The following is an 18,704-nucleotide window of genomic DNA, read 5'->3' as shown; positions in this document are numbered from 1 at the left end:
AGTTGAGCCGCGGAGATGCCGGCCAGTCTATCCGGATTCGCCGCGCGCAACAGGCCTTTCTCGGCGCGCGAGCGCTCTGGCTCGCCCGCCGAGGCTCAGGTGCTCAGCATCTGACGCAGCACGTGGTGCAGGATGCCGCCGGCCTTGAAGTACTCCACCTCGTTCTGCGTATCGATGCGGCACAGCACCTCGACTTCCCGATGGCGGCCGTCCTCGTGCTGGATGTCCAGCGCCAGGGTCATGTGCGGGCGCAGTTCGACGCCATCCAGGCCGCCGATGGTGAGCTTCTCGCGGCCGCTCAGGCCCAGGCTCGTACGGCTCTGCCCGGGCCGGAACTGCAGCGGCAGCACGCCCATGCCGACCAGGTTGGAGCGGTGGATGCGCTCGAAGCTCTCGGCGATCACTGCCTTCACGCCCAGCAGGTTGGTGCCCTTGGCCGCCCAGTCGCGGGACGAACCGGTGCCGTACTCCTTGCCGGCGAAGATCACCAGCGGCACGCCCTCGGCCTGGTAGCGCATGGCCGCGTCGTAGATCGCCAGCTTGTCGCCGCTCGGCCAGTGCAGGGTATTGCCGCCTTCCTCACCGCCGAGCATCTCGTTGCGGATGCGGATGTTGGCGAAGGTGCCGCGCATCATCACCTCGTGGTTGCCGCGCCGCGAGCCGTAGGAGTTGAAGTCGGCCGGTGTCACGCCGCGCTCGCTCAGGTAGCGCCCGGCCGGGCTGTCGCGCTTGATGTTGCCGGCGGGGGAGATGTGGTCGGTGGTCACCGAGTCGCCGAGCAGGGCGAGGATGCGCGCGCCATGGATGTCGCCGATATGCGGCGGGTCGCCGGCGATGTCTTCGAAGAAGGGCGGATGCTGGATATAGGTGGAATCGGCCTGCCACTGATAGGTGGCGGCCTTGGGTACGGCGATGGCCTGCCACTGGGCGTCGCCGGCGAACACTTCGGCGTATTCCTTGCGGAACATGGCGCTGTCGACCTTGGCGATGGCGGCGGCGATCTCCGCCTGGGATGGCCAGATGTCCTTGAGGTACACGGGCTGGCCGTCCTTGCCGTTGCCCAGCGGCTCGCGGGTCAGGTCGATGCGTACGCTACCGGCCAGGGCGTAGGCCACCACCAGCGGCGGCGAGGCCAGCCAGTTGGCCTTGACCAGCGGATGCACGCGACCCTCGAAGTTGCGGTTGCCGGACAGCACCGAGGCCACCGTCAGATCGCCGGCCTGGATGGCCGCCTCGATGGGCTCCAGCAGGGGCCCGGAGTTGCCGATGCAGGTGGTGCAGCCATAGCCGACCAGCTCGAAGCCGAGCCGGTCCAGATAGCGGCTCAGGTCGGCGGCGGCGAAGTACTCGGTGACCACCTTGGAGCCGGGGGCCAGCGAGCTCTTCACCCAGGGCTTGCGGCTCAGGCCTTTCTCCACGGCCTTCTTCGCCAGCAGGCCGGCGGCCATCATCACGCTGGGGTTGGAGGTGTTGGTGCAGGAGGTGATGGCGGCGATCACCACGGCGCCGTCCTGCAGTTGGTAGCGCTGCCCGTCGTGCTCGACCGGGTTGCCGTTCCGCTCGGCCTCGGCCGCTCTCGGCTGCAGGGCGAGCAGGTCGGCGAAGGCCTTGCCCACCTGCGGCAACGGTACCCTGTCCTGCGGGCGACGGGGCCCGGCCAGGCTGGCCTCGACCGTGCTCAGGTCGAGGGCCAGGCTGTCGTCGAACAGCGGCTCGTCGCCGGGCGCGCGCCACAGACCCTGGACCTTGGCGTAGGCCTCGACCAGCCGCACCGTCTGCTCGTCGCGCCCGGACAGGCGCAGGTAGCCCAGGGTGATCTCGTCGATCGGGAAGAAGCCGCAGGTGGCGCCATACTCCGGGGCCATGTTGGCGATGGTGGCGCGATCGGCCAGCGGCAGGTCGGCCAGGCCGTCGCCATAGAATTCGACGAACTTGCCCACCACGCCCTTGTTGCGCAGCATCTGGGTCACGGTCAGCACCAGGTCGGTGGCGGTGATGCCCTCGCGCAGCCTGCCGCTGAGGCGGAAGCCGATCACCTCGGGAATCAGCATGGATACCGGCTGGCCGAGCATGGCCGCCTCCGCCTCGATGCCGCCGACGCCCCAGCCGAGCACGCCGAGGCCGTTGATCATGGTGGTATGCGAGTCGGTGCCCACCAGGGTGTCGGGGAAGGCCCAGGTCACGCCGTCTTCCTCCTTGGTCCAGACCGTGCGGGCCAGGTACTCCAGGTTGACCTGGTGGCAGATGCCGGTGCCCGGCGGCACCACGCGGAAGTTGGCGAAGGCGTTCTGCCCCCAGCGCAGGAAGGCATAGCGCTCGCCGTTGCGCTGCATCTCGAGGGCGACGTTCTCGGCGAAGGCGGAGGGCGTGGCATAGCGGTCGACCATCACCGAGTGGTCGATCACCAGGTCCACCGGCGACAGCGGATTGATCTTCTGCGCGTCGCCGCCGGCCGCGGCCATGGCCGCGCGCATGGCGGCCAGGTCGACTACTGCCGGCACGCCGGTGAAGTCCTGCATCAGCACCCGCGCCGGGCGGAACTGGATCTCGTGGTCGCCGCGCCGCTCGATCAGCGCCTTGATGTCATAGGCACTGACCGTGGCGTTGTCCTCGAAGCGCAACAGGTTCTCCAGCAGCACCCTGAGCGATTTGGGCAGGCGCGCGATGTCGCCCAGGCTGCCGAGGGCGGCGAGGCTGTAGTAGCTGTAGTGCTGGTCACCGACCTGCAGAGCGCGGCGACACTTCAGGCTATCCAGTGCTGGCATGGCGGAACTCCTGCGCGATTGATCCAGTGAAACTAGACCTTATGGTCAGCTCCTTCCACCGATCCGGCCCCCGGCGTGCGCGACTCGGCTATGATGCGCGGCCGAGGAGAACCGCATGAATACCCTGCTACTACACTGCCGCCCGGGCTTCGAGGGCGAAGTCTGCGCCGAGATCGCCGAGCATGCCGCGCGCCTGGACGTCGCCGGTTACGCCAGGGCCAAGGCCAACGGCGCCTATGCCGAATTCGTCTGCAGCGAGGACGAGGGCGCCGAGCGCCTGCAGCGCAAGCTGCGCTTCGAACGCCTGATCTTTCCGCGCCAGTGGGCGCGCGGGCGCTTCGTCGAGCTGCCGGAAAGCGACCGGGTCGGCGCGCTGCTCGCGGTGCTGGCCGAGTATCCGCAGTGCGGCAGCCTGTGGCTGGAAGTGTTCGACAGCAACGAAGGCAAGGAGCTGTCGACCTTCTGCAGGAAGTTCGAGGCGCCGCTGCGCAAGGCCCTGGACAAGGCCGGGCGGCTGGTCGAGGACGCCGGCAAGCCGCGCCTGCTGCTGACCTTCGTCAGCGGCCGGCAGGCCTTCGTCGGCATCGCCCCGGCGAACAACTGCGCCATGTGGCCGATGGGCATCCCGCGCCTGAAATTCCCGCGCGAGGCGCCGAGCCGTTCCACCCTCAAGCTGGAGGAGGCCTGGCACCACTTCATTCCGCGCGCCGAGTGGGACGCCCGCCTGGCCGCCGGCATGACCGCCGTCGACCTGGGCGCCGCGCCGGGCGGCTGGACCTGGCAACTGGTCAATCGCTCGCTCAAGGTGATCGCCGTGGACAACGGGCCGATGGCCGAGAGCCTGATGTATTCCGGGCTGGTCGAACACCAGCGCGCCGATGGCTTTACCTTCCGCCCGCGGCGGCCGGTGGACTGGATGGTCTGCGACATCGTCGAGAAGCCGGCGCGCACCGCCGCGCTGATCGAGACCTGGCTCGGCGAGGGCCTGTGCCGCGAGGCGGTGGTCAACCTCAAGCTGCCGATGAAGCAGCGCTATGCCGAGGTGCGCCGCCTGCTCGAACGCATCGACGACGGCCTCAAGGCGCGCGGCCTGAAGGTCGGCATCGGCTGCAAGCAGCTTTATCACGACCGCGAGGAAGTCACCTGCCATCTGCGCCGGCTGTAGGTAGGAGCGAGCTCTGCTCGCGAATGAAGGGTTCGCGAGCAGAGCTCGCTCCTACAGGCGTTCGTTCACTTCTGCTGACGGCAGGCCCAGTAGCTCTGCTTGTGGCCGTGGGCCTGGTAGTCCAGGGCCAGGCGCTCGGCCTCTGCGCGGCTCAGGCCGGCGCGCACGACGAACTGGTTGCCGTTGTCGTCCAGGCGCTTCACGCACCAGTCCCGTTGCGTCGCCACCGTTCGCCCTCCCGCGCTGGGCGTGTTCCGTCGTTTACGCCACAATAGTCGCCGTTTTCCGGAGTAGCCCATGTCCCTCGATACCGATGCCATCCTCGACGCCACCGGCCTGTTCTGCCCCGAGCCGGTGATGATGCTGCACAACAAGGTGCGCGACCTGCCGGCCGGCGGCCTGCTCAAGGTGCTGGCCACCGATCCCTCGACCAAGCGCGACATCCCCAAGTTCTGCATGTTCCTCGGCCACGAGCTGGTGGAGCAGGGCGAGGACGGCGGCGTGCTGCTCTACTGGATTCGCAAGAAAGCCGACTGATGACCTACTACTTCGCCTACGGCTCCAACATGAATCCGGCGCGCATGCAGGCGCGCGGGCTACGGGTGGTGGAAGCGCTGGCGGGGCATCTTCCCGGTTACCGGCTGTGTTTCGACAAGCGCGCCCACGACCACCCCGGGCGCGCCTACGCCAATATCCGCCATAGCCATGCCGGGCGGGTGGAAGGCGTGCTCTATCGCCTGGCCGACGAGGCCGAGATGCTCAAGCTCGATCACTTCGAAGGCACGCCGGTGTTCTACAGCCGCGAGCGCATGCCGATCGAGACCGCGCGGGGCGCGCTGAGCGCCTGGCTCTATATCGCCAATCCGGCCTGGCGCAGCGAGGGCCTGGCGCCCAGCCGCGCCTATCTCGACCATCTGCTGGCCGGGCGCGAGCACCTGTCTGCGGACTACTGGGCGGCGCTGGCCGCCACCTGCGCGCTCGACGACTGAAGATTCCCGTAGCCCGGATGCAATCCGGGATTGCGGACGCGCTTACCCGGATTGCACTACGCGCGAATGCGCTTGCGCGCGCTGCGCGCCAGGCGTACGCCGAGCAGCGCGGCGGCGCAGGTCAGGCCTACCACCAGGCCCTGCCACAGGCCGCTGGGCCCCGAGGGTTCGCCGAACCAGTCGGCCAGCCCCAGGCCATAGCCCACCGGCAGGCCGATGCCCCAGTAGGCGAACAGGGTGAACAGCATGGTCGCGCGGGTGTCCTGGTAGCCGCGCAGGGCGCCGGCGGCGGTGACCTGCGCGGCATCGGAGAACTGGAACAGCGCCGAGTAGACCATCAGCGTGGCCGCCACCGCGATCACCGCCGGGTCCGGGCTGTAGATGCGTGCGATTTGCTCGCGCAGCAATAGCACCAGGCTGGCCGACACGCAGGCGTAGGCCAGTGCCGCGGCCATTGCCACGCCGGCGGCGAAGCGCGCGTCGCGCGGCGCGCCACGGCCCAGCGCCTGGCCGACCCGCACGGTGGCGGCCATGCCCAGCGAGTAGGGGATCATGAAGATCAGCGAGCTGAAGTTCAGCGCGATCTGGTGTCCGGCGACCACCGTGGCGCCGAGGCCGCCGATCAGCAGGGCGATCACCGCGAAGATGCTCGACTCGGCGAACACCGCCACGCCGATCGGCACGCCGACGGCCAGCAGGCGGCGAATCTGCGCCCAGCACGGCCCCTCGAAACGGGCGAACAGCCGGCTGGGCCGGTAGCAGGGCGCCCAGCTCACCCAGGCCAGCATGCCCAGGAACATGCAGCACATGACGATGCCGGTGGCCCAGCCGCAGCCGACGCCGCCCAGCGCCGGCAGGCCCAGCTTGCCGTAGATCAGCACATAGTTGAGCGGGATGTTCAGCAGCAGGCCGCACAGGCTCAGCACCATGCTCGGCCGGGTATGGCCGAGGCCGTCACTGAAGCAGCGCAGCACGTAGTACAGGGCTACGGCGGGGAAGCCGCAGGCCACTCCGCGCAAATAGCCCATGGCCGGGTCGATCAGCGCCGGGTCGACCCGCATCAGGCGCAGCACCGGCGTGGCGTTCCACAGCTGCACCGCGCACAGGCTGCCGATGCCCAGGCCCAGCCACAGGCCCTGGCGCACCAGCGGGCCGATTTCTTCCGTGGCGCCGGCGCCGAAGCGCTGCGCCACCTTGGCCGTGGTGGCCAGCAGCACGCCGGTCATCAGCAGGAACACCGGGACCCACAGCGAATTGCCCAGGGCCACCGCGGCCAGGTCGCGCGGGCCGACCCGGCCGGCCATCACGGCATCGACGAAGCCCATGGCGGTGTTGGCCAGCTGGGCGATGATGATCGGCGTGGCCAGCCGCAGCAGGGCGCGCAGCTCGCCCTGCGCGCGGGCGAGGCGGGAGTGGGTGGGCATGGGGGGAACCAGGGGTGATCGGGCCGCCATTCTAGCTTTGACGAGTTGGTCAGGAAAGCGCGTGGCTCGCGCTCTCCGCTAGAATGTCGGCACCCACAGGAGTGCCTCATGCTGATAGTCGCCGACGAAAACATCCCGCTGCTCGACGAGTTCTTCTCCGCCTTCGGCGAGATCCGCCGCCATCCCGGTCGCGCCATCGACCGCGCCGCCCTCGGCGAGGCCGAGGTGCTGCTGGTGCGCTCGGTGACCCGGGTCGACCGCGCCCTGCTCGAAGGCAGCCGGGTGCGCTTCGTCGGTACCTGCACCATAGGCACCGACCATCTCGACCTGGATTACTTCACCGAGGCCGGCATCGCCTGGTCCAGCGCCCCCGGCTGTAACGCCCGCGGCGTGGTGGACTATGTGCTGGGCAGTCTGCTGGCGCTGGCCGAGACCCGCGGGCGCAGGCTGCCGGAGCTGACCTACGGAGTGGTCGGCGCCGGCCAGGTCGGCGGCCGCCTGGTCGAGGTGCTGCGCGGCCTGGGTTGGGACGTGCGGGTCTGCGATCCGCCGCGCCAGGCCGCCGAGGGCGGCGACTTCGTCGATCTGGCGAGCATCCTGCGCGACTGCGATGTGATCAGCCTGCACACCCCGCTGGACGCCGGTACCCGCCATCTGCTCGGCGCCGCGCAGCTGCGCCGGCTGCGGCCGGGCGCCTGGCTGATCAACGCCAGCCGCGGTGCGGTGGTCGACAACGCGGCGCTCAAGGCCCACCTGCGGACGGGCGCCGAGCTCGAGGTGGTGCTGGACGTGTGGGAAGGCGAGCCGCTGGTCGACCCCGAGCTGGCCGCCCTGTGCCGTATCGCCACCCCGCATATCGCCGGCTACAGCCTGGACGGCAAGCTGCGCGGCACGGCGCAGATCTACCAGGCCTATTGCAGGGCCATGGGGCTGGAGGAGCGGGTGAGTCTGGACGAGCTGCTGCCGCCGGCCTGGCTCGGCGAGCTGCAGCTCAGCGAGGAGGCCGATATCGGCTGGGCGCTGGCCACGCTATGCCGCGCGGTGTACGACCCGCGCCGCGACGATGCCGACTTCCGCCGTTCGCTGGTCGGCGATGCCACGCAGCGCAAGGCGGCCTTCGACGCTCTGCGCAAGCACTATCCCCAGCGGCGCGAGATCGACGGCCTGCAGGTACGGTTGCAGGGCGATGCGCCGCATCTGGCGGCGCTGGTGGCGGCGCTGGGTTGCCATCCGCGCTGAGTCGGCGGCCGCGCGGCGTGGCAGAATGCGCGCCTCAGGACGCCCGGCGCGGCGCCTGCCAGGCCCGCTCCAGTTCGCGGCAGGCTTGCTGGATCATCTGCTCGGTGATGGGGATTTCGCGGCCGTCGGCATCGATGAGGGCGCCGCCCAGCGGCTGTTGCGGGTTGCGCGGAATGACGCGGGTTTGCGGGGACTGCTGTTGCGCTTTCATGGCCGTATCTCCTGGCTGTGCGGGCAGTCTAGGCCGGGCAGATGAAGACGCCGTTACAAGCCGCGCGAGAGGTTATTTCGGCGCACCGGGCGGTGCGCCGCGCTTGGAGTGCTTATGAGTTGTTTCCATCTGGGTCTGATCATCAATCCGCTGGCCGGCCTCGGCGGGCCGGCGGCGCTCAAGGGTAGCGACGGCGTGGCCGCCGAGGCGCTGGCGCGGGGCGCCGAGCCGCGCGCGGCGGAGCGCACGCGCATCGCCCTGGAGTGCCTGCGACCGGTGGCCGCGCGCCTGCAGTTCGTCACCTTCCCCGGGCCCATGGGCGCCGACCTGTTGCGCGAGCTGGGCTATGCCCATCGGGTGCTCGGCCAGCTCGGCGAGGGGCCGACCACGGCCGCGGATACCCAGGCGGCGGTGCGCGCCCTGCAGGATGCCGGCTGCGCGCTGATCCTGTTCGCCGGCGGCGACGGCACGGCGCGCGACGTGTGCGCGGCGGTGCGCGAGGAGCAGCCGGTGCTGGGCATTCCGGCGGGGGTGAAGATCCACTCCGGGGTCTACGCCATCAGCCCGCGAGCGGCCGGGCAGATGGCCCTGCGCCTGATCGAGGGCGGCCTGGTGCGCCTGTCCAGCGGCGAGGTGCGCGACATCGACGAGGCGGCCCTGCGCGAGGGCAAGGTCGGCGCGCGCCGCTACGGCGAGCTGTGCGTGCCGGTCGAGGGCGAGTTCATGCAGCACGTCAAGCAGGGCGGCATGGAGTCCGAGGAGCTGGTGCTGGTGGACCTGGCCGACTGGCTGGCCGAGAGCTGGGAGCAGGGCGTGCGCTACGTGCTCGGCCCCGGCTCGACCCTGCATGGCCTGGCGCAGAACCTCGGCCTGGACACCACCTTGCTCGGCGTGGACGTGATCGAGAACGGCCAGGTGATCGCCCGCGACGTGACCGAGGGGCAGCTGTTCGAGCTGGTCGACGGCCACCCGGCGCGCCTGCTGGTCACCGCCATCGGCGGCCAGGGCCATATCATCGGCCGCGGCAACCAGCAGATCAGCCCGCGCGTGCTGCGCGCCATCGGCCTGGACCACCTGCGGGTGGTGGCCACCAAGCGCAAGCTCGGCACCCTGGAAGGCCGCCCGCTGCTGGTCGACAGCGGCGACCCGGCGCTGGACGAGGCTTTTCCGGATGCCGTAAGGGTCTGGGCCGGCTATAAGGAAGAACTGCTCTACCCACTGCGCTGAAACAAGGAGGCATTCATGCATCAGGGAAGCTGTTTGTGCGGCGATGTCCGCTACCAGGTCGAGGGCGAGCTGACGCCCATCCAGCTGTGTCACTGCAGCCAGTGCCGGCGGGCCCAGGGCACGCCGTTCGCCAGCAATATCCCGGTGCCGGAGTCGGCCTTCCGCCTGCTCAACGGCGCCGAGCGGCTGCAGGCCTACGAGTCCTCGCCGGGCAAGCAGCGGGTGTTCTGCTCGCGCTGCGGCTCGCCGATCTACAGCCGCACCAGCAAGCTGCCGGGGGTGCTGCGCATCCGTGCCGGCAGCCTGGAGGGCGAAGTCGCCAGCCGCCCCGGCTGGCATATCTATGCCGGCTCCAAGGCCAACTGGTGGGAGCTGGACGACGACCTGCCGCAGTACGCCGAGCGCAAGGAGTAGCCGGTGCGCGCGCTACTGCTGGCGCTGCTTCTGCTCGTCGCTCCGGCCTGGGCGAGTGGCATCGACCCGCAGCGCCTGGTCATCGACGCGCGTAGCCAGGTCGGCGTGACCCTCGGCTACGATCCGGCCTACCGCCGTCTCGACTATCCCGGCGGCGACGTGTCGCTGGCCACTGGGGTATGCAGCGACGTGCTGATCCGCGCCCTGCGCGCGCAGGGCCTGGACCTGCAGCGGCGGGTGCACGAGGACATGCGCGCGCATTTCTCGGCCTACCCGAACAACTGGGGCCTGGCCCGCCCGGACCGCAATATCGACCATCGCCGGGTGCCCAACCTGATGACCTGGTTCCAGCGCCAGGGCCTGGCGCTGACGGTCAGCGACAAGCCGGCCGACTACCGTGCCGGCGATATCGTCACCTGGGATCTGGGCAATGGCCTGGGCCATGTCGGCCTTGTCTCGGATCGCCGCAGCGCGGCCGGGGTGCCGCTGATCCTGCACAACATCGGCCGCGGCGCGCTGGAGGAGGACATCCTGTTCGCCTACCGCATCACCGGACACTATCGCTTCCAATGAGTTAGCATCGGCGCAGGACGATGGAGATAGCGATGGCCCTTCCACCCCATATCCAGGCCGGCGAGCGCGTGGTGCTGTTCGACGGTGTTTGTCGGCTGTGCAACGGCTGGGCGAAGTTCCTGATCCGTCACGACCGCGCGCAGCGCTTTCGCCTGTGCTCGGTGCAGTCCGCCGAGGGCCAGGCGATCCTCGCCTGGTTCGGCCTGCCCACCGAGCGGTTCGAGACCATGGCCTATGTCGAGGGCGAGGCGCTGTTCGTGCGCTCCGATGCGGTGCTGCGCATCGTCGCCCAACTGCCCGGTGCCTGGCGCCTGCTGGCTGGCCTGCGCGTGCTGCCGCGGGCGCTGCGCGACTGGTGCTACGACCGCATCGCGTTGAACCGCTACCGCCTGTTCGGCCGTTACGACAGCTGCCTGCTGCCCGACCCGGACCACGCCCGGCGCTTCCTCGACACCGCCGAGCCGCGTTCATGAGCCTGCTCTCCAGCGGCCGGCGCGCGGCACTGCGCCTGGCCTGGCGCTTCGTCGCGCCGTACCGCTGGCGCCTGGCCGGCGCCCTGGCCGCGCTGCTGTTCACCGCCGCCATCACCCTGTCCATGGGCCAGGGCATCCGCCTGCTGGTCGACCAGGGTCTGGCCACCCAGTCGCAGGCGGCGCTGAACCAGTCCATCGGCCTGTTCTTCGTGCTGGTGCTGGCCCTGGCGGTCGGCACCTTCACGCGCTTCTACCTGGTCAGCTGGATCGGCGAGCGCTTCGTCGCCGATATCCGCCAGCGCGTGTTCGATCACCTGATCGGCCTGCATCCGGGCTTCTACGAGAGCAACCGCGCCTCGGAGATCCAGTCGCGGCTGACCGCCGACACCACGCTGCTGCAGACGGTGATCGGCTCCTCGCTGTCCATGGCGCTGCGCAACGGCATCATGCTGATCGGCGGCGTCGGGCTGCTGTTCTTCACCAATGCCAAGCTCAGCGCCATCGTGGTCTGCTCGCTGCCGCTGGTGGTGGCGCCGATCCTGATCTTCGGCCGCCGCGTGCGCGCGCTCTCAAGGCAGAGCCAGGACCGGGTCGCCGATGTCGGCAGCTACATCGGCGAGACCCTCGGCCAGATCAAGACGGTGCAGGCCTACAACCACCAGGCGCAGGACAAGGCACGCTTCGCCGGCACGGTGGAGGCGGCCTTCGCCACCGCCGGCAAGCGCATCCGTCAGCGCGCCTGGCTGATCACCGTGGTCATAGTGCTGGTGCTCGGCGCCGTCGGCGCCATGCTCTGGGTCGGCGGCATGGACGTGATCGCCGGGCGCATCAGCGGCGGCGACCTGGCCGCCTTCGTGTTCTACAGCCTGATCGTCGGCATGGCCTTCGGCGCCATCAGCGAGGTGATCGGCGAGCTGCAGAGCGCGGCCGGCGCCGCCGAGCGCATCGCCGAGCTGCTGCGCACGCAGAATATGATCGGCGCGCCGGGCGAGGGCGAGCGCTTGCGCCTGCCCGCGCGGGTCAGCGGCAGCCTGGAGCTGCGCGGCGTGCGCTTCAGCTACCCGAGCCGGCCCGAACATCCGGCCATCGATGGCATCGATCTGGCCGTGCGCGCCGGCGAGACCCTGGCCCTGGTCGGCCCCTCCGGCGCCGGCAAGTCGACCCTGTTCGACCTGCTGCTGCGCTTCTTCGACCCGCTAGAGGGCGAGATCCTGGTCGAGGGCGTGCCGATCCAGCGGCTCGACCCGGCCGACCTGCGCCGCTGCTTCGCCCTGGTGTCGCAGAGCCCGGCGCTGTTCTACGGCAGCGTGGCGGACAACCTGCGCTATGGCCGGCCGCACGCCAGCGACGTGGAGGTCGAGGCGGCGGCGCGCGCCGCCCACGCCCACGAATTCATCGAGCGCCTGCCGCAGGGCTATGCGACGCACCTGGGCGAGGCCGGTCTGGGCCTCTCCGGCGGCCAGCGCCAGCGCCTGGCGATTGCCCGCGCGCTGCTCACCGACGCGCCAATCCTGCTGCTGGACGAGGCCACCAGCGCGCTGGATGCCGAGAGCGAGCACCTGATCCAGCAAGCCCTGCCGGCGCTGATGCGCGGGCGCACCACCCTGGTCATCGCCCATCGCCTGGCCACGGTGAAGAACGCCGACCGCATCGCGGTGATCGACCGTGGCCGCCTGCAGGCCATCGGCAGCCATGGCGAGCTGGTGCTGGGCAACCCGCTGTACGCCCGCCTGGCCGAGCTGCAGTTCAACACCGAGCGGCGTGAGCACGCCTGAGGAGCGCGAGTGGAAAAGGACTTCGGCGTGGTCGTGCTGGGCGGCTACGGCAATTTCGGCCAGGTCATAGTGCGACGACTGGCGGCGACGTCGGCCATGCCGCTGTGGATCGCCGGGCGTGACCGGGCCAAGGCCGAGGCCCTGGCCGCCGAGACCGGCGCCCGGGCGCTGCCGCTGGACATGAACGCCGCCGACCTGGTCGAGCGGCTGCGCGCCACCGGCGCGCGTCTGCTGATCTCCACCGCGGGCCCCTTCCAGGGCCAGGACTACCGGGTGGCGCGCGCCGCCATCGGCGCCGGCATGCACTATGTGGACCTGGCCGATGCGCGGGCCTTCGTCTGCGCCATCGGCGAGCTCGACCCGGCGGCCAGGGCCGCCGGGCTGCTGGTGTGCAGCGGTGCCAGTTCGGTGCCGGCGCTGGCGGCGGCGGTGATCGACGAGCTGCTGCCGCGCTTCTCGCGTCTGGACGCCATCTGGCATGGCATCAGCTCCTCGGAGAAGACGCCGGGCATCTCGACCCTGGCGGCGGTACTCGACTATTGCGGCAAACCCTTGAGCCAGTGGCGCGATGGCACCTGGCGCCAGGTGTTCGGCTGGCAGGATCTGGCTCGCCACGACTTCCCCGCGCCGCTCGGCCGGCGCTGGGTGGCCAACTGCGATATCCCCGATCTGCAGCTGTTTCCGACCCGCTATCCGAGTGTGCGCAGCGTGCGCTTCTCCGCCGGTGTCGGCCTGCGCCTGACCCAGTTCGGCACCTGGGCGCTGTCCTGGCTGGTGCGCGCCGGGCTGCTGCGCAGCGCGGTGCCGCTGGCGCGCCTGCTGCACCGCGGGGCGGTGGCGGTCGAGCGTTTCGGCGATGGGCGCAGCGGCATGTTCGTACGTCTCGACGGGCTGGCGACCGATGGCCAGCCGCTGCGGCTGTGCTGGGAGCTGCTGGCGCAGAGCAACGACGGGCCGAACATCCCCTGCATGGCCGCCGTGGCCCTGGCGCGCAAGCTGGCCGATGGCAGCCTGCAGGCGCGCGGCGCCATGCCCTGTCTGGGCCTGGTCAGCCGCGAGGAGTACCTGGCCGAACTGGACGGGTTGGCGATCGGCAGCGCCCTGCGTTCGCTCTGATCAGGCGTGGCCACGCGGGCGGATGGTGGCCGCCGCGCCGGTCGAGGCGAAGATGATCGCGCCTATCGCCAGCCACTGGCTCAGGCCGAGCATCTCGCTCAGGAAGATCAGCCCGGACATCGCCGCGATGGCCGGCTCCAGGCTCATCAGCACGCTGAAGGTGCGCGCCGGCATGCGGGTCAGGGCGACCATCTCCAGGCTGTAGGGCAGTGCCGAGGACAGCACCGCCACGGCCAGGGCCACCGGCAGCAGCTCGATGGAGAACAGCTCGCCGCCGACCTGCCACAGGCCGATGGGAAACACCAGGAGCGCCGCCACCAGGGTGCCGAAGGCCACGGTCTGCGCGCCGTGGGCGGCGCCGGCGCGCTGGCCGAAGAGGATATACAGCGCCCAGCAGACCCCGGCGCCGAGCGCCAGGCCCATGCCCAGCGGGTCGAGGTGGTCCTCGGCGCGGGTGTCCGGCAACAGCAGCCAGAGGCCGAGGGCGGCGAGGGCGATCCACAGGAAGTCCAGCAGGCGGCGCGAGCCCAGCAGGGCCAGGGCCAGCGGGCCGGTGAACTCCAGGGCTACGGCGATGCCCAGCGGGATGGTCTTCAGCGACATGTAGAACAGCAAGTTCATCGCCCCCAGGGCCAGGCCGTAGCCGAGCAGCGAGCGCCAGGCGGCGAAGTTCGGCCGGGTGCGCCAGGGGCGCATGACCAGGCACAGGATCAGCGCCGCCAGGCTCAGGCGCAGGGCCGTGGTGCCCTCCGGGCCGATCAGCGGGAACAGGCTCTTGGCCAGGGACGCGCCGCTCTGGATGGAGGTCATGGCGACCACCAGTAGGGCGATGGGCAGCAGCAGGGTGGAGCGGGGCATGGCGATGTCCGGGGGCGTTAGCCAATAAAAAAACCGGCCACAGGGGCCGGTTTCTGCAACTCAGCCCAGCTTAGCGGTATTCGCAGAGGTAGGCGGTGTCGACGGCGACTTTCAGCTGGAACTTGCTGTTGCCCGGCACGGTGAACTGGCTGCCGGCGGCGAAGGTTTCCCAGTTGTCGCTGCCCGGCAGCTTGACGGTCAGCGCGCCGGCGACCACGTGCATGATTTCCAGCTGGGCGGTGCCGAACTCGTATTCGCCGGGCGCCATCACGCCGATGGTGGCCGGGCCTTCGGCCATGGCGAAACCTATGGATTTGACGGTGCCGTCGAAGTATTCGTTGACCTTGAACATGGCGGGTTCCTCGGAGGGGTCAAAAAAGGCTCGCCAGTATGCCCAAGCGGCCGGGCTCAGTCAGCACTCAGGAGGCAAATATCAGCGGCAGCAGCCGGGCGGTGTTGCGCGCATCCTCCAGGGCCCGGTGCTGCTGGCCCTGGAACTGCAGGCCGGTCAGTTGCAGGGCGCCGTGCAGGCCCAGCGGGCGCTTGAGCCGGCGACTGTCGGCGAAGCCCTGCTTGAGGTTGTGGTGGGCGATGTCCTGCAGGCTACTGCGCAGGCCGTGGCGCTGCCACTCCAGGTGCAGCTGGCGGCGGTCGTAGTCGCCCCAGCTGCCCCAGCCGACCAGATGCGGCAGGTGCGGCGCCAGCCAACGCTCGAACTGCGGCCAGACCTGGGCCAGCGGCTGGGCGCCGTCGATCTGGGCCTGGGCGATATGGGTCAGCTCGCGGCAGAAGGTGGTCAGGCAGGGCCTGCGTAGCGGCCGCACGAAGCGCTGGAAGTGCTCCAGCTCGTGACCATCGCCGGCGACCAGGCTGGCGCCGATCTCGATGATCTCCATGTCTTCCACTGGCCAGCCGCCTTCTTCCGTGGTGGCTTCCAGGTCGATGATCAGCCATTGCCGCATGCGTTCCTCCTTGGCTCGCAGCCAGTATGGTGCGCCATCGCGCCCAGGGCAAAGGGCGCTGGCCCCGGCTTGCGGGTATGCTGGGGCCTCAGTCAGCGAGGAGCTATACATGGCAAAGGTGGCATTCATCGGTCTGGGCGTGATGGGCTTTCCCATGGCCGGGCATCTGGCCCGCGCGGGTCACGAGGTTCGCGTGTACAACCGCTCGGCGGCCAAGGCGCAGCTGTGGCGCGAGCGCCATGCCGGCGAGGTGGCGGCGACGCCCTGCGAGGCGGCGCGGGGCGCCGAGCTGGTGATGAGCTGCGTGGGCAACGATGACGATCTGCGCAGCGTGCTGCTCGGCGCGCAGGGCGCCTTCGCCGGCATGTCCTGCGGGGCGGTGCTGGTCGACCATACCACCGCCTCGGCCCGGGTCGCCCGCGAGCTGGCCGCCGTCGCCGCGCAGCAGGGCCTGGGCTTTCTCGACGCACCGGTGTCCGGCGGCCAGGCCGGCGCCGAAGGCGGCGCGCTGACGGTGATGGTCGGCGGCGAGGCGGCGGTTTACGCGCGCGCCGAGCCGGTGATCGGCGCCTATGCCAGGATGAGTCGGCTGATGGGGCCGGTGGGCAGCGGCCAGCTGACCAAGATGGTTAACCAGATCTGCGTCGGCGGCCTGCTCCAGGGCCTGGCCGAGGCGCTGCACTTCGCCCAGTGCGCCGGTCTCGACGCCCAGGCGGCGATGGAGGTGATCGGCAAGGGCGCGGCACAGTCCTGGCAGCTGGACAATCGTCACCAGAGCATGCTGCAGGGCAGGTTCGACTTCGGCTTCGCCGTCGACTGGATGCGCAAGGACCTGGCCATCCTCCTGGACGAGGCGCGCGGCAATGGCGCGCAGCTGCCGGTCACGGCGCTGGTTGACCAGTTTTACGCCGACGTGCAGGCCATGGGCGGCGGGCGCTGGGATACCTCCAGCCTGATCGCCCGGCTCAAGCAGCGCGTCTGAGGCGGCTCGGCAAGTGACGGGCGAGGCGCTAGAATCGCCCGCTTTCCGATCCGCCCAGCACGAGGTGGCCCGTGCAATGTCGTCCCGGCTGCGGTGCTTGCTGCATCGCCCCCTCCATCAGCTCGCCGATTCCCGGCATGCCGCAGGGCAAGGCGGCCGGTGAGCGCTGCCTGCACCTGACGGCCGAGCTGCTCTGTGGCATCTTCGATCAGCCCGAGCGCCCGGCGGTGTGTGCCGCCTTCGCCGCCGATCGCGCCGTCTGCGGCGACAGTCGCGAGGAGGCGATCCGCCTGCTCGGCTGGCTGGAGCAGGCCACGGCCTGACGTATTTCTTCCATCCACTCCACCGAGGAACAAGCATGGTTTCGTTGCGCGCGGTTGCGCTTTTCGCTGGTGCTCTGCTGCTTGGCATGCAGGCCCAGGCCGAAGACTGGCAACTGGTCAAGGACGAGGACGGCATCAAGGTCTATCTGAGCGAGGTGCCGGGGTCGAAGTACAAGGCCTACCGCGGGGAGACCAGCATCGCCAGCGATATGCGCACCCTGCGCGCCCTGCAGGAGGATGTGCAGGGCTCCTGCGCCTGGATCTACGCCTGCGCCGGGCAGCGTCTGCTCAAGCACGAAGGCGTCGAGAGCTGGGTCTATACCCGCTTCGCGATGCCCTGGCCGGTGCAGGCGCGCGATGCGGTCGTGCATCTGGTGACCGAGGAGGGCGCCGACGGCAGCCTGACGCGCAGGATGGTCGGCCAGCCGGATTACCTGCCAGGGGTGAAGGAGCATGTGCGCGTCACCAGCCTGAAGGGCCTCTGGCGCTTCGTGCCGCAGGGCGAGCGGGTCGAGGTGGTGTACCAGGTGCACAGCGAGCCGGGTGGCAGCGTGCCGTCCTGGCTGGCCAACAGTTTCGTGGTGGATGCGCCGTTCAATACCCTGAAGGCCCTGCGAGCGCTGGCGGAGGGTCGTTGAACCCCAAAAGGCTCATCGCACATGCGTGGGGATGCGCGGGTTGACGCCGGACTGGCAAGATTGTGTGAGTCTGGAGGGATTTGCTTTCAAGCCGATTATCGAGCCTGCCGATACTTCCCGTTTCGCCCCGCCGGGCGACTCACTTTTCTTTGTTTGCGGATCGCCGCCCGGCGCAAAGAAAAGTAAGCAAAAGAAAGCGCCCCCGACATCCGGCCCCGCCTGCGGCGGGGTTCCCTCCTTCTGGTGTCGCTCCGGGGGCTGTCACGAAGGGACGTCCCTGTCCCTTCGTTCCTCGCTCGGCGTCCTGCCTCGCGTCCCCCTGCGCAACACCTCCACTCGGCCTTCTGACGGGGACTCCGGCTCCGAGCTGCTCGATGCTCTTTCTCTTCTTTTCGTTCCTCTCCCTCGAACTGTCAGGCAGCACCAAACGCCCCTTGCAGAAGGGTGAGTGGAATCGTTGCGCAGAGGGGTGAGCCGCATGGATGCGGCGAAAGGCTTAAAGGGCCATGGATGGCCCTTGTAAGCCGACCCTCGGAGCGGCGATGGAATGAACGGACCCGTAGCGCAGCGTAGGGCCGGATGAAGGGGCAAGCGGTTTTGCTTACTTTTGCCGCGATTGGCAAAAGTAAGTCGCCCGGCGGGGCGAAACAGGAGGTATCGACACGCTCGGAAACCAGCTTGAAATCAAGCCAGCTCCGGCCCACACATAATCTTGCCAGTCCGGCATCAAGGCCTCGTGCCATTTTTAAAGGCAAAAAAAGCCCGGCCATGCGGCCGGGCGAGGCACTACTCCGCAGGAGCGAAGGGGATCAGGCAGTCTCTGCCAAAGCTTGAATCTGTTGCTGGGAAGCGACCTCGCCGATCACCAGGATCGCCGGGCTCTTCAGCGCAAAGTCGGTGGCCGCCTGCTGCATGGCGGCCAGGGTGCTGCGGCACTCGCGCTGCTGCGGCAGCGAGGCGTTCTCGATCATCGCCACCGGCATGTCGGCGCGCATGCCGCCGGCCAGCAGGCTGTCGCGAACCTCCGCGAGTTTCGCCACGCCCATGTACACCACCAGGGTGGTGCCGCCCTGGGCCAGGGCCTGCCAGTTCAGGCTGCTGTCGTCCTGGGTGTGGGCGGTGACCAGGGTCACGCCGCGCGCCACGCCGCGCTGGGTCAGGGGGATGCCGCAGTGGGTGGCGCCGGCCAGGCCGGCGGTGATGCCGTTGACCATTTCCACCTCGATGCCGTGCGCGCTCAACCAGTCGGCCTCCTCGCTGCCACGGCCGAAGATGCAGGGGTCGCCGCCCTTCAGGCGCACCACGCACTTGCCCTGGCGGGCGTAGCGCAGCATCAGGCGATGGATGAAGGCCTGCGGGGTGGAGCGGCAGCCGCCGCGCTTGCCCACCGGCACCACACGGGCGCCAGGGCAATGCTCCAGCACGGCCGGGTTGACCAGGTCGTCGATCATCACCACGTCTGCCTGATGCAGGGCCTTTACCGCCTTGAGGGTCAGCAGTTCCGGGTCGCCGGGGCCGGCGCCTACCAGCCAGACTTTTGCGCTCATATTCATCTCCTCATTACCGGCCC

The 18,704-nt window shown here is 69.6% G+C and carries 21 protein-coding genes; 13 read left to right on the top strand and 8 right to left on the bottom strand.

Annotated features, from left to right (window positions below):
• Window positions 1-95: 95 nt before the first annotated feature.
• The gene (acnA, locus tag AAFN46_RS19580; RefSeq protein ID WP_347810375.1) at window positions 96-2,765 is read right to left on the bottom strand and encodes an aconitate hydratase AcnA; all 2,670 of its coding nucleotides are present in this window, start codon (window positions 2,763-2,765) and stop codon (window positions 96-98) included.
• A gap of 115 nt (window positions 2,766-2,880) precedes the next feature.
• Here acnA and rlmM point away from each other — a divergent pair, with 115 nt between their 5' ends.
• Window positions 2,881-3,930: a 23S rRNA (cytidine(2498)-2'-O)-methyltransferase RlmM gene (gene rlmM, locus AAFN46_RS19575; protein ID WP_347810374.1), complete on the top strand. Its 1,050-nt coding sequence runs from the start codon at window positions 2,881-2,883 to the stop codon at window positions 3,928-3,930.
• Window positions 3,931-3,995: 65 nt separating this feature from the next.
• Here rlmM and AAFN46_RS19570 read toward each other — a convergent pair whose 3' ends face one another.
• Window positions 3,996-4,157, bottom strand: a complete 162-nt coding sequence (locus AAFN46_RS19570; RefSeq protein ID WP_347810373.1) for a hypothetical protein — start codon at window positions 4,155-4,157, stop codon at window positions 3,996-3,998.
• A 70-nt stretch (window positions 4,158-4,227) separates the two neighbouring features.
• On the opposite strand from AAFN46_RS19570, the gene tusA reads away from it, so the two are divergent.
• Both tusA and AAFN46_RS19560 read left to right on the top strand, forming a co-directional pair.
• Complete coding sequence (tusA, locus tag AAFN46_RS19565) at window positions 4,228-4,467, top strand: sulfurtransferase TusA (RefSeq protein ID WP_347810372.1); 240 nt, start codon at window positions 4,228-4,230, stop codon at window positions 4,465-4,467.
• The gene (locus tag AAFN46_RS19560) at window positions 4,467-4,919 is read left to right on the top strand and encodes a gamma-glutamylcyclotransferase family protein (protein WP_347810371.1); all 453 of its coding nucleotides are present in this window, start codon (window positions 4,467-4,469) and stop codon (window positions 4,917-4,919) included. Before tusA ends, AAFN46_RS19560 begins: the two co-directional genes overlap by 1 nt.
• Before the next feature lie 56 nt (window positions 4,920-4,975).
• Here the strand turns inward: AAFN46_RS19560 and AAFN46_RS19555 are convergent, their stop codons facing one another.
• A complete protein-coding gene (locus AAFN46_RS19555) occupies window positions 4,976-6,343 on the bottom strand; it encodes an MATE family efflux transporter (protein WP_347810370.1) in 1,368 nt (455 codons plus the stop codon).
• Between the two features lie 108 nt (window positions 6,344-6,451).
• Here AAFN46_RS19555 and pdxB point away from each other — a divergent pair, with 108 nt between their 5' ends.
• Window positions 6,452-7,582, top strand: a complete 1,131-nt coding sequence (gene pdxB / locus AAFN46_RS19550) for a 4-phosphoerythronate dehydrogenase PdxB (protein WP_347810369.1) — start codon at window positions 6,452-6,454, stop codon at window positions 7,580-7,582.
• Between the two features lie 34 nt (window positions 7,583-7,616).
• Here pdxB and AAFN46_RS19545 read toward each other — a convergent pair whose 3' ends face one another.
• Window positions 7,617-7,793 (bottom strand): PA1571 family protein, encoded by a 177-nt coding sequence (locus AAFN46_RS19545; protein ID WP_347810368.1) that lies wholly within the window; start codon window positions 7,791-7,793, stop codon window positions 7,617-7,619.
• A gap of 114 nt (window positions 7,794-7,907) precedes the next feature.
• On the opposite strand from AAFN46_RS19545, the gene AAFN46_RS19540 reads away from it, so the two are divergent.
• The 6 genes from AAFN46_RS19540 to AAFN46_RS19515 are packed head-to-tail and all read left to right on the top strand — an operon-like array spanning window position 7,908 to window position 13,371.
• Window positions 7,908-9,020, top strand: coding sequence for an ATP-NAD kinase family protein (locus AAFN46_RS19540; RefSeq protein WP_347810367.1), 1,113 nt, complete (start codon window positions 7,908-7,910; stop codon window positions 9,018-9,020).
• A gap of 15 nt (window positions 9,021-9,035) precedes the next feature.
• Window positions 9,036-9,434: a GFA family protein gene (locus AAFN46_RS19535; protein WP_347810366.1), complete on the top strand. Its 399-nt coding sequence runs from the start codon at window positions 9,036-9,038 to the stop codon at window positions 9,432-9,434.
• A 3-nt stretch (window positions 9,435-9,437) separates the two neighbouring features.
• Window positions 9,438-10,007, top strand: a complete 570-nt coding sequence (locus AAFN46_RS19530) for a DUF1287 domain-containing protein (protein ID WP_347810365.1) — start codon at window positions 9,438-9,440, stop codon at window positions 10,005-10,007.
• Window positions 10,008-10,039: 32 nt separating this feature from the next.
• Window positions 10,040-10,480 (top strand): thiol-disulfide oxidoreductase DCC family protein, encoded by a 441-nt coding sequence (locus AAFN46_RS19525; protein ID WP_347810364.1) that lies wholly within the window; start codon window positions 10,040-10,042, stop codon window positions 10,478-10,480.
• Entirely contained in the window at window positions 10,477-12,255 is a 1,779-nt protein-coding gene (locus AAFN46_RS19520) for an ABC transporter transmembrane domain-containing protein (RefSeq protein WP_347810363.1), read from the top strand. The genes AAFN46_RS19525 and AAFN46_RS19520 overlap by 4 nt, the downstream gene beginning before the upstream one ends.
• Before the next feature lie 9 nt (window positions 12,256-12,264).
• The gene (locus AAFN46_RS19515; RefSeq protein ID WP_347810362.1) at window positions 12,265-13,371 is read left to right on the top strand and encodes a saccharopine dehydrogenase NADP-binding domain-containing protein; all 1,107 of its coding nucleotides are present in this window, start codon (window positions 12,265-12,267) and stop codon (window positions 13,369-13,371) included.
• Here the strand turns inward: AAFN46_RS19515 and rhtA are convergent, their stop codons facing one another.
• The 3 genes from rhtA to AAFN46_RS19500 form a co-directional block, all read right to left on the bottom strand.
• Window positions 13,372-14,229 (bottom strand): threonine/homoserine exporter RhtA, encoded by an 858-nt coding sequence (gene rhtA, locus AAFN46_RS19510; RefSeq protein WP_347810361.1) that lies wholly within the window; start codon window positions 14,227-14,229, stop codon window positions 13,372-13,374.
• Window positions 14,230-14,299: 70 nt separating this feature from the next.
• Window positions 14,300-14,581 carry a pyrimidine/purine nucleoside phosphorylase gene (locus AAFN46_RS19505; protein ID WP_347810360.1) on the bottom strand — a complete coding sequence of 94 codons (282 nt, stop codon included), beginning with the start codon at window positions 14,579-14,581 and terminating at the stop codon, window positions 14,300-14,302.
• Between the two features lie 67 nt (window positions 14,582-14,648).
• Window positions 14,649-15,191 carry an exonuclease domain-containing protein gene (locus AAFN46_RS19500; RefSeq protein ID WP_347810359.1) on the bottom strand — a complete coding sequence of 181 codons (543 nt, stop codon included), beginning with the start codon at window positions 15,189-15,191 and terminating at the stop codon, window positions 14,649-14,651.
• Window positions 15,192-15,300: 109 nt separating this feature from the next.
• Between AAFN46_RS19500 and AAFN46_RS19495 the strand changes: the two genes are divergently transcribed.
• The 3 genes from AAFN46_RS19495 to AAFN46_RS19485 all read left to right on the top strand — a co-directional run bounded on the left by AAFN46_RS19495 (window position 15,301) and on the right by AAFN46_RS19485 (window position 17,134).
• Window positions 15,301-16,173, top strand: coding sequence for an NAD(P)-dependent oxidoreductase (locus AAFN46_RS19495; protein ID WP_347810358.1), 873 nt, complete (start codon window positions 15,301-15,303; stop codon window positions 16,171-16,173).
• A 71-nt stretch (window positions 16,174-16,244) separates the two neighbouring features.
• Window positions 16,245-16,496 (top strand): YkgJ family cysteine cluster protein, encoded by a 252-nt coding sequence (locus AAFN46_RS19490; RefSeq protein WP_347810357.1) that lies wholly within the window; start codon window positions 16,245-16,247, stop codon window positions 16,494-16,496.
• Between the two features lie 35 nt (window positions 16,497-16,531).
• A complete protein-coding gene (locus AAFN46_RS19485; RefSeq protein WP_347810356.1) occupies window positions 16,532-17,134 on the top strand; it encodes an START domain-containing protein in 603 nt (200 codons plus the stop codon).
• 809 nt (window positions 17,135-17,943) lie between these two features.
• On the opposite strand, the gene cobA is transcribed toward AAFN46_RS19485, so the two are convergent.
• Window positions 17,944-18,681, bottom strand: coding sequence for a uroporphyrinogen-III C-methyltransferase (gene cobA, locus AAFN46_RS19480; RefSeq protein WP_347810355.1), 738 nt, complete (start codon window positions 18,679-18,681; stop codon window positions 17,944-17,946).
• Between the last annotated feature and the right edge of the window lie 23 nt (window positions 18,682-18,704).

Source organism: Pseudomonas sp. CAU 1711, assembly GCF_039888625.1.
GTDB lineage: Bacteria > Pseudomonadota > Gammaproteobacteria > Pseudomonadales > Pseudomonadaceae > Aquipseudomonas.
This window is presented reverse-complemented; position numbering and strand designations above follow the sequence as displayed.

Bases quoted from the DNA above. Each gene is read 5' to 3' on its own strand.
- acnA (WP_347810375.1), bottom strand. From the start codon at position 2,765: ATGCCAGCACTGGATAGCCTGAAGTGTCGCCGCGCTCTGCAGGTCGGT.
- rlmM (WP_347810374.1), top strand. From the start codon at position 2,881: ATGAATACCCTGCTACTACACTGCCGCCCGGGCTTCGAGGGCGAAGTC.
- tusA (WP_347810372.1), top strand. From the start codon at position 4,228: ATGTCCCTCGATACCGATGCCATCCTCGACGCCACCGGCCTGTTCTGC.
- AAFN46_RS19560 (WP_347810371.1), top strand. From the start codon at position 4,467: ATGACCTACTACTTCGCCTACGGCTCCAACATGAATCCGGCGCGCATG.
- AAFN46_RS19555 (WP_347810370.1), bottom strand. From the start codon at position 6,343: ATGCCCACCCACTCCCGCCTCGCCCGCGCGCAGGGCGAGCTGCGCGCC.
- pdxB (WP_347810369.1), top strand. From the start codon at position 6,452: ATGCTGATAGTCGCCGACGAAAACATCCCGCTGCTCGACGAGTTCTTC.
- AAFN46_RS19545 (WP_347810368.1), bottom strand. From the start codon at position 7,793: ATGAAAGCGCAACAGCAGTCCCCGCAAACCCGCGTCATTCCGCGCAAC.
- AAFN46_RS19540 (WP_347810367.1), top strand. From the start codon at position 7,908: ATGAGTTGTTTCCATCTGGGTCTGATCATCAATCCGCTGGCCGGCCTC.
- AAFN46_RS19535 (WP_347810366.1), top strand. From the start codon at position 9,036: ATGCATCAGGGAAGCTGTTTGTGCGGCGATGTCCGCTACCAGGTCGAG.
- AAFN46_RS19525 (WP_347810364.1), top strand. From the start codon at position 10,040: ATGGCCCTTCCACCCCATATCCAGGCCGGCGAGCGCGTGGTGCTGTTC.
- AAFN46_RS19520 (WP_347810363.1), top strand. From the start codon at position 10,477: ATGAGCCTGCTCTCCAGCGGCCGGCGCGCGGCACTGCGCCTGGCCTGG.
- rhtA (WP_347810361.1), bottom strand. From the start codon at position 14,229: ATGCCCCGCTCCACCCTGCTGCTGCCCATCGCCCTACTGGTGGTCGCC.
- AAFN46_RS19505 (WP_347810360.1), bottom strand. From the start codon at position 14,581: ATGTTCAAGGTCAACGAATACTTCGACGGCACCGTCAAATCCATAGGT.
- AAFN46_RS19500 (WP_347810359.1), bottom strand. From the start codon at position 15,191: ATGCGGCAATGGCTGATCATCGACCTGGAAGCCACCACGGAAGAAGGC.
- AAFN46_RS19495 (WP_347810358.1), top strand. From the start codon at position 15,301: ATGGCAAAGGTGGCATTCATCGGTCTGGGCGTGATGGGCTTTCCCATG.
- AAFN46_RS19485 (WP_347810356.1), top strand. From the start codon at position 16,532: ATGGTTTCGTTGCGCGCGGTTGCGCTTTTCGCTGGTGCTCTGCTGCTT.
- cobA (WP_347810355.1), bottom strand. From the start codon at position 18,681: ATGAGCGCAAAAGTCTGGCTGGTAGGCGCCGGCCCCGGCGACCCGGAA.